At 66.3% G+C, this 14,595-nt stretch carries 8 protein-coding genes; 6 read left to right on the top strand and 2 right to left on the bottom strand.

What is annotated here, in order from left to right; genetic code table 11:
• Nucleotides 1–185: 185 nt before the first annotated feature.
• Nucleotides 186–656, bottom strand: coding sequence for an Hsp20 family protein (locus SAZ01S_RS16685; protein WP_084583417.1), 471 nt, complete (start codon nt 654–656; stop codon nt 186–188).
• Between the two features lie 224 nt (nt 657–880).
• Here SAZ01S_RS16685 and SAZ01S_RS16690 point away from each other — a divergent pair, with 224 nt between their 5' ends.
• The 6 genes from SAZ01S_RS16690 to SAZ01S_RS16715 all read left to right on the top strand — a co-directional run bounded on the left by SAZ01S_RS16690 (nt 881) and on the right by SAZ01S_RS16715 (nt 11,731).
• Complete coding sequence (locus tag SAZ01S_RS16690) at nt 881–3,316, top strand: TonB-dependent receptor (RefSeq protein ID WP_084583457.1); 2,436 nt, start codon at nt 881–883, stop codon at nt 3,314–3,316.
• 437 nt (nt 3,317–3,753) lie between these two features.
• Nucleotides 3,754–5,004, top strand: a complete 1,251-nt coding sequence (locus SAZ01S_RS16695; RefSeq protein WP_084583418.1) for a lipoprotein-releasing ABC transporter permease subunit — start codon at nt 3,754–3,756, stop codon at nt 5,002–5,004.
• Nucleotides 4,997–5,680: an ABC transporter ATP-binding protein gene (locus tag SAZ01S_RS16700; protein WP_084583419.1), complete on the top strand. Its 684-nt coding sequence runs from the start codon at nt 4,997–4,999 to the stop codon at nt 5,678–5,680. Before SAZ01S_RS16695 ends, SAZ01S_RS16700 begins: the two co-directional genes overlap by 8 nt.
• Nucleotides 5,677–6,159: a glutathione peroxidase gene (locus SAZ01S_RS16705; protein ID WP_084583420.1), complete on the top strand. Its 483-nt coding sequence runs from the start codon at nt 5,677–5,679 to the stop codon at nt 6,157–6,159. The genes SAZ01S_RS16700 and SAZ01S_RS16705 overlap by 4 nt, the downstream gene beginning before the upstream one ends.
• A gap of 199 nt (nt 6,160–6,358) precedes the next feature.
• Nucleotides 6,359–9,838 (top strand): DNA polymerase III subunit alpha, encoded by a 3,480-nt coding sequence (dnaE, locus tag SAZ01S_RS16710; protein WP_084583421.1) that lies wholly within the window; start codon nt 6,359–6,361, stop codon nt 9,836–9,838.
• A 300-nt stretch (nt 9,839–10,138) separates the two neighbouring features.
• Nucleotides 10,139–11,731, top strand: a complete 1,593-nt coding sequence (locus tag SAZ01S_RS16715; RefSeq protein ID WP_174596142.1) for a long-chain fatty acid--CoA ligase — start codon at nt 10,139–10,141, stop codon at nt 11,729–11,731.
• Nucleotides 11,732–11,919: 188 nt separating this feature from the next.
• Here the strand turns inward: SAZ01S_RS16715 and SAZ01S_RS16720 are convergent, their stop codons facing one another.
• Nucleotides 11,920–14,532 carry a M1 family metallopeptidase gene (locus SAZ01S_RS16720; RefSeq protein ID WP_084583423.1) on the bottom strand — a complete coding sequence of 871 codons (2,613 nt, stop codon included), beginning with the start codon at nt 14,530–14,532 and terminating at the stop codon, nt 11,920–11,922.
• Between the last annotated feature and the right edge of the window lie 63 nt (nt 14,533–14,595).

Below are 14,595 nucleotides of genomic sequence, written 5' to 3' on the forward strand. Positions count from 1 at the left end.
GGTCGCAAGGTGACTAAAAGACGGCACTAAAAACGTCTGCTATTGTCCGCCGCAAGTGTCGGAAAAGACTTTGCTCCCTCCCCGGCAGCGCTGCCCGCTTCCAAAAGAAAAGGCGCCCGGGCCGAAGCCCGGGCGCCCCGTCGCGGCGCCTAAGGGAGGGGGACGCCGCGAGCTCTCAGATGGGGTTACGCTGCGTTGGCCGTGCGATGGTCGATCGCGGCCGGCTCGCTGCCGGTACCCACCTGGATCTTCTTGGGCTTCATCGCCTCGGGCACTTCGCGCAGCAGCTCGATCGTCAGCAGGCCGTCGGCCAGGTTGGCGCTTTCCACCCGCACGAAATCGGCGAGTTCGAAGCGGCGCTCGAAGCTGCGGTTGGCGATGCCCAGGTGCAGATAATTGCCCTGGTTGTTCTCATTCTCCCCGGCCTTCTTGCCGGCGACCAGCAGCAGGTTCTGCTGCGCGGTGATGTCGATCTCGTCCGCCTTGAAGCCGGCCACCGCGATGGTGATGCGATAGCGGTCTTCGGCAAGACGCTCGAGGTTGAAGGGGGGATAGTTTTCCGAATTCGCCTGGCGGGCGCTGGCTTCGAGCATGTCGAACAGCCGGTCGAACCCGATCGCCGAGCGACGGAAGGGAGTAAAGTCGAGCTGACGCATCTTCAGATTCTCCTGTGAGCAATTTGAACGTCGATCATCTCGGTGCCCGGCCAACTGCCGCGACACCGGTGCGAAGCCCGTTCGGCGCCTCGCTCCCCGAATCTGGTGTTGCGGTTCGCGGTTTCAAGAGGTGCCCAATGCAGCCTAGTCCCGACTAAACATCTCCTTCCTCGCTAAACCCCATCGATAAAGTGGAGATTGCGACAACGAACTAGGGGAACATGATGAGCCTGCCGCTGATTCCGCTGCTGCTGCTATCCACCGCGATGCCTGCCGCGCCCGATCCCGAGGTGCCGGCCTCCACTGCCCAGCAACCCCAGCAGCAGGATGGCGATATCGTCGTGACCGCGCGGCGCCGCGAGGAGCGCATCCAGGAAGTGCCGGTGGCGCTCTCGGTGCTGAGCGGTGCGACGCTGGCCGAGGCGGGGGCGTTCAACGTCGCGCGCATCCAGCAGTCGCAGCCGGCGCTGCAATTCTATTCGAGCAACCCGCGCAACACCGCGATCAACATCCGCGGGCTCGGTGCGCCGTTCGGCCTCACCAATGACGGGATCGAGCAGGGCGTCGGCTTCTATGTCGACGGCGTCTATATCGGCCGGGTCGGCGCCTCGACCTTCGACTTCGTCGATGTCGAGCGCGTCGAGGTGCTGCGCGGACCGCAGGGCACGCTCTACGGCAAGAACACCACGGCGGGCGCGATCAACATCACCACCCGCAAGCCGAGCTTCACCCCCGAGGTGCGCTACGAGGCGAGTGCCGGGGGCTATGACTTCCTCCAGCTCAAGGCCTCCGCCTCGGCGCCGATCGCCGACGACAAGCTGGCGGTGCGGCTGTCGACCTCGGTGACCAAGCGCAAGGGCACGATCTACGACACCAAGTCCGACACCAACCTGCACCGGCTCGACAATTACGGCGTGCGGGGCCAGCTGCTGTGGCGCGCGGCGCCCAATCTCGACCTGACGCTGTCGGGTGATTTCAACCTGCAGAACCCGCTGTGCTGCGTCCAATATTATGTCCGCACCGGTGCGACCCAGCGGCCGCTCAACCGGCAATATGCCGCGCTGGCGGCGGCGTTCGGCTATGCGCCGCCGAGCACCAATCCGTTCGATCGCAAGACCGATCTCGATGCCGACATCAATTCGCGGCAGGAGATCGGCGGCGCCTCGCTGGTGGCGAACTGGGATCTGGGCCCGGCGACGGTCACCTCGGTCAGCGCCTGGCGCTATTGGGACTGGCAGCCGGCCAACGACCGCGATTTCGTCGGCCTGCCGATCACCACCGTGTCGCAGAATCCGTCGCAGCAGAAGCAGGTGTCGCAGGAGCTGCGGATCGCCTCCAACGGCAGGAACAAGCTCGATTACACCGCGGGCATCTTCCTGTTCCACCAGACGATCGACACCCAGGGCTCGCAGGTCCAGGGCCCGGCGGCGAGCCGGTGGCTGCTCAATCCGACGGGCGCAGCGGCGAACAACCCGGCGACGCTGAACGGGCTGACCAGCAACAACACGATCAACTTCAGCAACACCAGCTTCGCGGTGTTCGGCAAGCTCAACTGGGAGGCGCTGCCCAGCCTGCGCATCCAGCCGGGCCTGCGCGTGAACTACGACAAGAAGAGCGGCTTCTACGAGTCGATCGTCAGCATCCACAACGCGCGCTACAATTTCGTGGCGACGGCGGACAATGCCGCCGCGTTGCTCGGCGCCGGCACCGCGACGGCGGACCAGTTCAACACGCTGGCGCCGCAGCGCTACAGCCCGAAATTCGACCAGTGGAATGTGTCGGGCGACCTGACGGTCTCGTACGACTTCAGCCGGGACGTGCATGGCTATGCCACCTATGCCCGCTCGTTCAAGTCGGGCGGGATCAATCTCTCGGGGCTGCCGCTCAACCAGACTAACACCGCGGTCGACCTGTCGACGCAGACGGTGAAGCCGGAAAAGGTCAACCATTTCGAGATCGGCCTGAAGAACCAGTTCCTCGACCGCCGGCTGACGCTGAATCTCGCGGGCTTCTGGACCGAGATCAGCGACTATCAGGCGACGGTGAACAACAACGCGATCAACGTAATCCGCGGCTATCTCGCCAATGCCGGCAAGGTGCGCTCGCGCGGGTTTGAATGGGACTCCTCGTTCCGCCCGAGCGAACGCGCGAACGTCTATTTCAACGGTGCCTATACCGACGCCAAATACACCAGGTTCACCAACGCGCCGTGCCCGCCCGAGCTTTCCGGCGGCACCGCGATCACCAATCCCGCGACCCAGACGGCGGCCCCGGCCGGCCAGCAGGGTTTCAGCCCGTCCTCGTGCAACATTTCCGGGCAGGTGCTGCCGGGCATCTCGAAATGGGCGCTGGGCTTCGGCGGCGAAGTGAATGCGCCGGTCGAGGGCGGCCAGGTGTATCTCGGCTATGATGGCAGCTGGCGCTCGCGCTTCTCGTCCAATCCTTCGCCCTCGGCCTATACCTGGATCCAGGGGTATGCGCTGTCCAACTTCCGGCTCGGCTATCGCAAGGGTAAGGTGAATGCCTTCGCCTGGGTGCGGAACGCCTTCGACAAGCGCTATTTCGAACTGCTTTCGGTGCAATCGGGCAATACCGGCCTGATCGTCGGCCAGCCGGGCGACCCGCGCACCTGGGGTTTCACGATCGGCGGTTCGTTCTGATCGTGGCACAAGCTGGCCTCCCGCCATGGCCGGGGGAGGTTAGCGGGCGGGGCGGGGCGACCTGCTCCGCCCGATAGGCGCAGGAGTACGAGAAGCTTACGTGCAGTTGTAAAGTATGCGCAGGGTAGAGCCCAGCGCTCGCGGCCCGGAAAACGAAAACGCCCGGACCGTTGCCGGCCCGGGCGCCTGCGTGACGAATGCTCGTCAGCCCCCTTGAACAGGATCCCGCTTCGAACACTTGCGCTTTGCTGCAAGTGGAGCTGGGAACCTCCCCGAACCGTGGCCTTTTTGCGCCTGCGCTTCGACGCTTTCTTGGTAGAAGCACGGACGGCCTTTGTCACCGGTCGACAGCTTGGCGTCAGCAGATTGCGGCAAGCCTGTGTCGAATCGGCAACAGAACGCTTCCCACGCCGCGCAACCGGCCCTAGAGGATCCCCATGCTACTCTCGCGCTACGAGCGAATGATCGCCCGCCGCTATCTGCTGCCCGGGCGCAGCGAAGCCTTTATCGCAGTCGTCGCCGGCTTCAGCCTGGTCGCCGTGATGCTCGGCGTCGCCGCGCTGATCGTGGTGATGAGCGTGATGAACGGGTTTCGTGCCGAACTGTTCGACAAGATCTCCGGACTGAACGGCCATGCGGTGGTGCAGGGCTACAACGGCCAGCTGCGCGACTGGCGCCGCATCGCCGACGAGGCACGCGCGATTCCCGGCGTCACCGCCGCGACGCCGCTCGTCGAGCAGCCGCTGTTCGCCAGCTTCAACGGCCGCGTCGAGTTCGCGCTGGTGCGCGGCCTGCGGATGGAAGACATCCTCAACAACCCGACGCTGAAGGGGAAGGAAATCCTCGGATCCTTCAAGAACCTCAAGCCAGGCGGCGAGCAGATCGCGATCGGCTCGCGGCTCGCCGAAGCGCTGGGGGCGACGATCGGCTCGGAAATCTCGATCATCAATCCCGCAGGCGCGGCGACGCCGTTCGGCACGATGCCGCGGATCGTGAAATACCGCATCGCCGCGGTGTTCGAGGTCGGCGTCTATGACTACGACAAGGCCTATATCATCATGCCGATGCAGGACGCGCAGACGCTGCTGCTGCTCGGCGACAGCGTACAGATGATCCGCATCGACACCAACAATCCCGACCAGATCCAGCAGGTGGTCGGACCGCTGGCCGACAAGGTGGCCAATATCGGCCAGATCACCGACTGGCGGCAGATGAACCGCGAGCTGTTCGAGGCGCTGTCGGTCGACCGGATCGTCTCGTTCACGATCCTGTCGATCATCCTGGTGGTCGCCTCGTTCAACATCATCTCGTCGCTGATCATGCTGGTCCGCGCGAAGACCCGCGACATCGCCGTGCTGCGGACGATGGGCGCGACGCGGGGCGGGCTGATGCGGATCTTCGTCACCGTCGGTACCACGATCGGCGCGCTGGGCGTGGGGGCAGGGGGCGTGCTCGCCTTCTTCTTCATCACCTTCCGCGAGCAGGTGGTGTGGGCGATCGGGGCGGTGACCGGGCAGAAGGTGTGGGACCCGCAGATGCGCTTCCTCACCGAGCTGCCGGCCAAGACCGATCCGTTCCAGACCTTCGCGATCTGCGCGATGGCGCTGCTGTTCACCTTCCTCGCCACCCTCTACCCCGCGTGGAAGGCGGCGAGCACCGATCCTGTCCAGGTGCTGCGTTATGAGTGATCCGGTTCTCCAGACGCGCGACCTGCGCCGCAGCTTCGAGCAGGGCGGGGTGCGGATCGACGTGCTGCGCGGGGTCGACCTCGCGGTGCAGCCGGGCGAGATCGTCGCGCTGCTCGGCCCCTCGGGCTCGGGCAAGTCCACCCTGCTGCAGGCGGTGGGCCTGCTCGAAGGCGGGTTCGAAGGCTCGATCCGCATCGTGGGCGAAGAGGCGGCGAAGCTTTCCGCCAGCGCACGCACGGTGGTGCGGCGCGACAAGCTGGGTTTCGTCTACCAGTTCCACCATCTGCTGCCCGATTTCGACGCGACCGAGAATGTCGTGCTGCCGCAGATGATCCGCGGCGGCACGCGCGCCGAGGCGCAGGCGCGCGCGACCGAATTGCTCACCCAACTCGGGCTCGGCCACCGGCTGACGCACCGGCCCAACCAGCTTTCGGGCGGCGAGCAGCAGCGCGTCGCGGTGGCGCGCGCGCTCGCCAACCGCCCGCCCCTGGTGCTGGCCGACGAGCCCACCGGCAATCTCGACGAGGCGACCTCGGACCGGGTGTTCGGCGAGTTCCTCAGCCTCGTCCGCAACGAAGGATCGGCGGCACTGGTCGCCACCCATAACGAGCGGCTGGCGGCGCGGATGGACCGTGTCGTGCGGCTGCACGAAGGACGGCTGGAGGAGATGGCATGAGCGAAGCGATCACGCAGATCCCGGTGACCCTGCCGGACGGCACGACCAGCGACCTGTCGGCCTTCACCGGCCAGGTGCTGCTGGTGGTCAACACCGCGTCGAAATGCGGGTTCACGCCGCAGTACAAGGAACTGGAGCAGCTCTGGCGGACCTATCGCGACCGTGGCTTCGCGGTGCTGGCCTTTCCTTGCAACCAGTTCGGCGCGCAGGAGCCCGGCAATGCCGAGGAGATCGCGAATTTCTGCTCGCTGAGCTACGACGTCACCTTTCCGATCTTCGCCAAGGTCGACGTGAACGGCAGCAATGCCGCGCCACTGTTCCAGTCGCTCAAGGCACAAGCGCCGGGGGTGCTGGGTACCCAGGCGATCAAGTGGAACTTCACCAAGTTCCTGGTGAACCGCGCGGGCGAAGTGGTCGAGCGCTATGCTCCGACGACCGCGCCCAGCGCCATCGCCACGGACATCGAGAAGCTGCTCTAGGCACCGCAGAGACGGGAAAAAGCACGGCCGGGACGGGAGGTGTGTGAGTGTCCCGGCCGCGTCCTTCGTTTACCATAGCTGCATCATGTTGCAGGTTTAGATCGATCCGTTCCGGCGGTATCCTGTGCTTCGGCGCAAAAGCTGTGGAGAAGCCCGTCGCCGGGTTGGCAATTTCAGTGCTGCGCCCCTAGGTTCGGGCATGGCGCATTCCGGTTTCGTCCCGCTTCGGGTTTTCTCCTGCTACACCATGCTGGAAGGGGCGATCGACCCCAAGGCGATCGCCAAGCACGCCAAGAGCCACGGTTTCCCCGCCATCGCCGTCGCCGATCGCAACGGCCTTTATGCCGCGATGAGCTTTTCGGACGCTGCCAAGAAGGCGGGCATCCAGCCGATCGTCGGCACGCTGCTGGCGGTGAAGCGCTCGAACCTCGCGGAAGGGCTCAACGTCCCGATCGACTGGCTCGCGCTCTATGCGCAGGACCAGACCGGCTATGAGAATCTCTGCCACCTCGTCTCGCAGGCGCATCTCGATCGCCCGATCGAGGAGGACGCGCATGTGCCCTTCGCGGCGCTGGAGGGGCATACCGACGGCCTGCTCTGCCTGACCGCGGGCGCCGAGGGCGCGCTCGCCCGGCTCTATGCCGAGGGGCAGGACAAGACCGCCGAGGCCTATGCCACCCAGCTCGAGGCGCTGTTCCCGGATCGGCTCTACATCGAGATTGCGCGCCGCCAGAACGACATCGAAACGCGCGCCGAGGACAAGCTGATCGACCTTGCCTATGCGCGCAACCTGCCGCTGGTGGGGACGAACCCGGCGTGCTTCGCCGAGGCCGATTTCTACGACGCGCACGACGCGATGCTCTGCATCGCCAACTCGACCTATCTCGAGACCGACGACCGCCCGCGCTCCTCGCCCGAGGCCTGGCTCAAGCCGGCCGAGACGATGAAGACCAGCTTCGCCGACCTGCCCGAGGCAATCGAGAACACCCTCGTCGTCGCCCAGCGCTGCGCCTATGCCGCGCCCAAGCGCAAGCCGATCCTGCCCAGCCTCGCCGGTGACCGCGAAGGCGAGGCGGCGATGCTGCGCGAGCGGAGCTGGCAGGGGCTGAAGGACCGGCTCGATTTCGCCGGCATCACCGATCCGGCGGAAGTGGAGGTCTATAACAAGCGCCTCCAGTTCGAACTCGACATCATCATCCAGATGGGGTTCCCGGGCTACTTCCTGATCGTTGCCGACTTCATCCAATGGGCGAAGTCGAACGACATTCCGGTGGGGCCGGGGCGTGGCTCGGGCGCGGGCTCGGCGGTCGCCTGGGCGCTGACCATCACCGATCTCGATCCGCTGAAGCTGGGCCTGCTGTTCGAACGCTTCCTCAACCCGGAACGCGTCTCGATGCCCGACTTCGACATCGACTTCTGCGAAACCCGGCGCGGCGAAGTGATCCGCTATGTGCAGGAGAAATACGGCCGCGATCACGTGGCCCAGATCATCACCTTCGGGACGATGAAGGCGCGCGCGGTGATCAAGGACGTCGGCCGCGTGCTGCAGATGAGCTATGGCCAGGTCGATCGCCTCGCCAAGCAGATCCCCAACCACCCGACCGACCCCTGGACCCTCGAGCGCACGCTGAACGGCGTGAGCGAATTCCTCGCCGAGTATAACGGCAACGAGGATGTGAAGCGCCTCGTCGACCTGTCGATGCGAATGGAAGGGCTGCCGCGCCACAGCTCGACCCACGCCGCCGGCGTGGTGATCGGCGACCGGCCGCTCGCGCAGCTGGTGCCGCTCTACCGCGATCCGCGCTCGGACATGCCGGTGACCCAGTTCGACATGAAGAATGTCGAAGGCGCCGGGCTGGTGAAGTTCGACTTTCTCGGCCTCAAGACGCTGTCGGTGCTCAAAAAGGCGGTGGTGCTGCTCGCCAAGCGCGGTGTCGAGGTGAACCTCGATCGGCTCGATTGGGACGACGAGGGCGTCTATGCGCTGCTCCAGCGCGGCGACACGGTGGGCGTGTTCCAGCTCGAATCCGAAGGCATGCGCCGCACGCTGACCGCGGTGCGCCCGACCAATTTCGGCGACATCGTCGCGCTCGTCTCGCTCTATCGCCCGGGTCCGATGGACAACATCCCGACCTTCGGCGCGCGCAAGGCGGGTCGCGAGCCGATCCTCTACCCGCACGACTTGCTCGAACCGATCCTGAAGGAGACCTACGGGATCTTCGTCTATCAGGAACAGGTGATGCAGGCCGCGCAGATCCTCGCCGGCTACACGCTCGGCGGCGCAGACATGCTGCGGCGCGCGATGGGCAAGAAGGTCAAGGCGGAGATGGATGCCCAGCGCAGCATCTTCGTCAAGGGCTGCAAGGAAGTGAACGACATCCCGGCGGCCAAGGCCAACGAGCTGTTCGACTTGATCGACAAGTTCGCCGGCTATGGCTTCAACAAGTCGCACGCCGCTGCCTATGCGCTGCTCGCCTATCAGACGGCTTGGCTCAAGGCGCACCACCCGCACGAATTCTTCGCCGCCTCGATGGCGTACGACATCCACCAAACCGACAAGCTGGCGGTGTTCGCCGACGACATGCGGCGGCTGGGCATCGAGGCGACCTCGCCCGACATCAACGCCAGCGAGGCCGACTTCACCGTGCAGGCGAGCGGCGAGGGGCTGGCGGTGCGTTATGCGCTCGGCGCGCTCAAGGGCGTCGGCGAGCGGGCGATGGAGCTGCTGGTCGAGGAGCGCGAGAAGAATGGCCGCTTCGCCAGCCTCGACGATTTCGCCAAGCGAGTCGATCCGCGGGTGCTCAACAAGCGCCAGCTCGAAACGCTGGCTTCGGCGGGCGCGTTCGACAGCATCGAGCCCAATCGCGCGGGCGTGCATGCGGCGGCGGAGACCATCCTGGCGGTCGCCCAGCGCGACCATGCCACGCGGATGAGTGGGCAGGGCGGGCTGTTCGGTGATGCCGAGCCGGCGGGCGGCGGCATCACTGTTCCCAAGGACGCGGTCTGGTCGATGTCCGACAAGATCAATGCCGAGAAGGATGCCTTCGGCTATTATTTCTCGGCGCATCCGCTCGATCGCTACGAGCATCTGTTCCGCGGCCAGGGCGTGCGCGACATCGCGAGCCTCCCCGACATGCAGATCCCCGAGGGTGCGCGGGTCAACGCCCAGATCGCCGCGCTGATCGAGGATTGCCGCTACCGCACCTCGGCGCGCGGCAATCGCTATCTGATGGCGACGATCTCGGACCGCAGCGCGCAGATCCAGACCTCGTGTTTCGAGGAGCTGATCGCCAAGGACATGGAGGAATGCGCCAAGGGCACCGGCTGCGCGATCCTGACGCTGGAGCTCGACAAACGCCCCGGCGAGGATACCCCGCGGGCGGCGGTCAAGCGCGTGCAGCCGTTCGATACGCTGGCGGGCACGACCCAGCTGGTGATGGAAATCCGCATCGAGGATCCGGCGGTGCCGGCGCAACTCGCCGAGCTGGTCGGCGAGCTGCGCGGCGGCGGGCGGGGCGAGATCCTGCTCCACGCGCCGATCGAGGGTGGCGAGGCGACGGTGATGCTCGGCCGCGGCTTCCGGCTGGATACCGAGCTGGCGGCGCGGATCGAGGGCATGCCCGGCGTGACGGCGGCGTCGCTGGTGCCGGCGAGCATGAAGCTGCAGGCCGCGGCCTGAGGTTGGACTCTCGTAACCTGATCGCCCGCTAGCCCCCTCCACCATTCGCTGGCGCGAATGGTCCCCCTCCCCCGGAGCATAGCTCCGAGGGAGGAAACGCAGTACGGAGCGTCTCCTCCCTCGGCGAAGCCGGGGGAGGGGGACCGCGCCGCGCTAGCGGCGTGGTGGAGGGGGCATCCCGCGCATCGACGAACAGGTATGCTGCGCCCGCGCAGCAACAGGATGTAACGCCTGCCCCTCTCGACTCCCGCGCATGAAGGCGTATCCTGCCCGCAAAATAGCCACGCAATGGAGAGGCATATGCTGGGCGGCATGCAGGATTTCGAACTTCGGGTATCCACCTTGCTCGATCACGCGGCGCGGGAACATGGCCCTCGCGAGATCGTCACGCGCTGGGCGGACGGCAGCGAGACCCGTACGACCTGGTCGGGCATCGCGCATGATGCGCGGCGGATGGCGCAGGCGCTGGAGCGGCTCGGCATCCGCAAGGGCGACCGGGTCGCGACGCTGGCGATGAACCACAGCCGCCATCTTGTCGCCTGGTACGGCGCGACCGGCATGGGGGCGCTGATCCACACGATCAACCCGCGGCTGTTCGACGACCAGCTCGCCTTTATCGGCAACCATGCCGAGGACCGGGTGCTGCTCTACGACCGGATGTTCGCGCCCGTGGTCGAACGCCTCAAGCCGCACTGGACGACGATCGAGCATTATATCTGCTTCGACGATCTCGGCCCCGAGGGCTTCGAGGCGTGGATCGCCGCCGAGGACGGCGACTATGCTTGGGTGACCGGCAGCGAGCGTGAGCCGATGATGCTCTGCTACACCAGCGGCACCACGGGCAACCCGAAGGGCGTGGTCTATACCCACCGCTCCACCGTGCTCCACGCGCTGACCGAGCTGCAGCCGGCCGAGTTCGATCTCTCCACCCAGTCCGTCGCGATGCCGATCGTGCCGATGTTCCACGCGGTCGGCTGGGGGCTGCCCTGGGCGGCGCCGGCGGTGGGGGCGAAGCTGGTGTTCTCCGCGCTCAACGATCCCAAGATCCTCTGCGAGCTGATGAACCGCGAGAAGGTGACCCATTCGGCGGGCGTGCCGACCGTGTGGTTCGCGATGTTCCAGCATATCGACGCGACCGGCATCACCCCGCAGCATCTCAAGATCGCCACGATCGGCGGCTCGGCGGCGCCGCGTGCGATGATCGAGCGGCTGATGGGCATGGGGATGCGGGTCAATCATGCCTGGGGCATGACCGAGACCAGCCCGATCGGCACGATGGGCGCGCCCTCGCCCGACTGGGACGAGCTCAGCTTCGAGGCGCAGGTCGACCAGGTCAGCAAGCAGGGGAAAGTGCCGTGGGGAGTCGAGCTGCGCACGGTGGACGACGAGGGCAATGTTCTGCCGCGCGACGGCCAGACGTCCGGTCGGCTGCAGGTGCGCGGTCCCTGGGTAGTCGCGCAATATTATCGTGAGGAGAAGCCGGCGATCGATGCCGACAACTGGTTCGACACTGGCGATGTCGCAGTGCTCCACCCGGACGGCGTGATGCAGATCACCGATCGCGCCAAGGACGTGATCAAATCGGGCGGCGAGTGGATCAGCTCGGTCGAGCTGGAGAATTGCGCGGTGGGCTGCGCGGGCGTCGCCGAGGCGGCGGCGATCGGCGTGCATCATCCGCGCTGGGAGGAGCGGCCGATCCTGCTCGTCGTGCGCAAGCCCGGCAGCGCGGTGGGCGCGGCGGAGATCCTGGCGCATCTCGGCCAGCACGTCGCGAAATGGTGGCTGCCGGACGAGATCCACTTCGTCGACAGCCTGCCGCACACCGCCACCGGCAAGCTGCTCAAGATGGAAATCCGCAAGCGCTACAAGGATTATTCGCTGCAGGCGGCGTGAGCGGGGTGCCCGTCACGCCCCCTTCGTCATTCCCGCGAAGGCGGGAATCCATTTGCCAGGACGCTTGCGGAAGGAGCCGCGACATCAGCGCCGCTGGATCCCCGCCTTCACGCGGATGACGTTGGTGGTTGGGTTACGTGGTCCCGGCGCCCGGTGCGCCCTCCCCGGTCGAGGAGGGCGTATCATCATTACTTCCCCGCGCGGATCGCCGCGCTCACTTCGCCCGCCCGGGCGTCGCGGGTGCGGGCGCAGGTGCGGATCAGCTCGATCGCACGATCGAGCGCGAGGGTGCTGCCCTGGGTGTTCGGCCGCAGCTTCGCGTCGACCGCATCGGCCTGTGCATTCGAGCAGAGCGCGCTGAACATCAGCGCCGCACGGCCGGAGAACACCCCGCCGCCGCCGCCATTCTTCACATACTCGTCGAAGTGCGCGATCATGAAGTCGGCGGCGACGTCACGCGTGTAGGACGAGCTCAGCAGGCCGGCCACGGCGGACACGCGCTGCGAATCGTCCAGGCGCGGATCCTTGAAGTCGTTGAGGAACCAGCGCGCGACGTCCGGATTGTTCGACGCGGTGATGCCCTCGCCAAGTGCCTGGAACAGATCCGGCTTGCCGGCACTCTTCGCGAGCAGCTGCTCGGCAAAGGGTACCCCGCGCTCGTTCAGCGCGATGCCCGCCGCCATGCCGCGGAAGGCGGGCGACAATGCCTTGTCGTCCCCGGCGACGAACGCATCGAACGCCGTCAGCAGCTTGCCGCGCAGGGCGGCGTCATGGCCGGTGACCGCAATCAGCTTGACCAGATCGCGCCGCAGCTCGCGCTGGTCGGCTTCCTCCTTGGCATAGACACCAGCCGCGGGATCGAAGCCCAGCTTCGCCAGCATCGGCCCGTACAGGTCGACGAACAGCTTGCGATAGGCGGGCAGCGCCTCGGCGGTGATCAGCCCGTGCTTCTCCAGGTCGCGCAGGCGATCGGCATTGTCGAACACGATCTTGGTCGAGGGGTTGCTCGCGGTCGCACGGGCAAGCGCGATGGTCCGCGTTACTGGGCTGCGGCCGGCATAGAAACTCGCCCAGGTGCTGTCGTCCACCGCCAGCAGCTCGGCCGCCGGCAGGGTGGGGGCGGCGGCGATCAGCGCGTCCCAATCGGCGGGGTCGAGCTCGAAGCGGTAATAGCCCCAGCCGCCGGCGTTCGGCACGAGCGCGCCGCTGCCCTTGGCGGAGACGGTCATGCTCGGCTTGTCGAGCAGCGCGCAGCTCTTGGTCTCGCCCTGGCGCAGGCACAGCGGGATGATCCACTGTTCGGCGGGCAGCGTGGTGCCGAAGAAGCTGTAGCGGGACTGGGTGGCGGTGAGCGTATCGCCCGCGCGGTGCAGCGTCACCAGCGGCACGCCCTGCTGGTCGACGAAGCTCTTGAGCGAGGCGAGCACGCGCGGATCGTGCGCGGCATCGGCCAGCGATGCAAAGAACTGGTCGGTGCTGGCATTGCCATAGGCGTGGCGCTGCATGTGCAGCCGCACGCCCGCGCGGAACGTCTCGTCGCCCATATAGGCGGCGATCATCGCGACGACCTGGCCGCCCTTGCCATAGGTGATCTGGTCGAACGCCGCGTCGATATCGCCGTCGTTCGGGATCGGCTGGTGAATCGGCCGACCGACGGCGAGCGAGTCGAGATCCATCGCGTCGAAGCCTTCCTCGATCGCGTTGAGCTCGATCTGCAGCCCCGGGCGCCATTCGTTGCCGATGCGATAGCCCATCCAGTTGGCGAAGCTCTCGTTCAGCCAGATATCGTCCCACCAGGCCGGGGTGACGAGGTCGCCGAACCATTGATGCGCCAGCTCGTGCGCGACGACCATGCCGAATTCCTGCTTGCGGGCGCTCGACGCCTTCTCGTCGAGGAACAGGATACCGTCGCCATAGATGTCGGCGCCGGCATTCTCCATCGCGCCGGGCATGATAGGCGAGCCGATCTGGTCGAGCTTGGGGAAGGGGAAGGGCTGGCCGAAATAGTTTTCGAGCAGCGCGACGATCTTGCCCGATTCGTGCAGCGCGAAATCGAGCTGCCCGGCGTTGGGCTTGGTGCCGATCACGCCGAGCGGCATCGGCTGTGCGCGTTGCGGCGTCGGCGGGATCTGCGTCGCGGCGGTGGCGAACGGGCCGGTGACCAGCGCGACCAGATAGGTCGGCAGCGGCTTGGTCGGGGCGAACTGGTGGCGCACCAGCGCGTTCACCTTGCTGGTGCCGCTCTCGGGCGCGTTGCTGGCGGCGGTGAGACCGGGCTTGGTCGTGATCGAGATGGTGAACGGCGTCTTGTAGCCGGGCTGGTCGAACGACGGGAAGGCAGAGCGCGCGCCGATCGATTCGAACTGGGTCCAGCTGTACCAGCTATTCTCGACCTTGAGGCGGTAGATGCCCTGCAGACCCTGGGCAAAGGCGGCGTCATAATCGAAGACGAGTGTCACGCGGCCGGCGGGCAGCGTCTTGCCGAAGTCCAGCTCGGCAAGGCCGGTGGCGTTCTTCTCGGTGAAGCGCGCCTTGACCTTCTTGCTGCCGGCCCGCGCCACGACCTTGGCGACATGCAGAGCATGGCCATGCATCCAGATGCTGCGCGCCGGCGCCTTGAGATCGACGTCGATCTCGGTGTGGCCCGAGAAGCGGTCCTGATCGGGCAGGATGGTGAAATCGAGGCGATAGGCGATCGGCGTGGCCGCATCCGGCAGCTTGCCGGTGGGTTGGGCGGGCGTCTGGGCGAGGGCAGCGACGGGGAGCAGCAAGGCGGAGGAAGCGAAGAGCAGCGAACGCATCGAGGTTCCTTATGGGGAGGATGCGGCTGCTTAAGTTGCCTACTGCATTGCTGCAATAGAACA

This window comes from Sphingomonas azotifigens NBRC 15497 (assembly GCF_002091475.1).
GTDB lineage: Bacteria > Pseudomonadota > Alphaproteobacteria > Sphingomonadales > Sphingomonadaceae > Sphingomonas > Sphingomonas azotifigens.

Excerpts from the sequence above, each read along its gene's own strand:
- SAZ01S_RS16695 (WP_084583418.1), top strand. The coding sequence starts at position 3,754 with ATGCTACTCTCGCGCTACGAGCGAATGATCGCCCGCCGCTATCTGCTG.
- SAZ01S_RS16715 (WP_174596142.1), top strand. The coding sequence starts at position 10,139 with ATGCTGGGCGGCATGCAGGATTTCGAACTTCGGGTATCCACCTTGCTC.
- SAZ01S_RS16700 (WP_084583419.1), top strand. The coding sequence starts at position 4,997 with ATGAGTGATCCGGTTCTCCAGACGCGCGACCTGCGCCGCAGCTTCGAG.
- SAZ01S_RS16720 (WP_084583423.1), bottom strand. The coding sequence starts at position 14,532 with ATGCGTTCGCTGCTCTTCGCTTCCTCCGCCTTGCTGCTCCCCGTCGCT.
- SAZ01S_RS16705 (WP_084583420.1), top strand. The coding sequence starts at position 5,677 with ATGAGCGAAGCGATCACGCAGATCCCGGTGACCCTGCCGGACGGCACG.
- dnaE (WP_084583421.1), top strand. The coding sequence starts at position 6,359 with ATGGCGCATTCCGGTTTCGTCCCGCTTCGGGTTTTCTCCTGCTACACC.
- SAZ01S_RS16685 (WP_084583417.1), bottom strand. The coding sequence starts at position 656 with ATGCGTCAGCTCGACTTTACTCCCTTCCGTCGCTCGGCGATCGGGTTC.
- SAZ01S_RS16690 (WP_084583457.1), top strand. The coding sequence starts at position 881 with ATGAGCCTGCCGCTGATTCCGCTGCTGCTGCTATCCACCGCGATGCCT.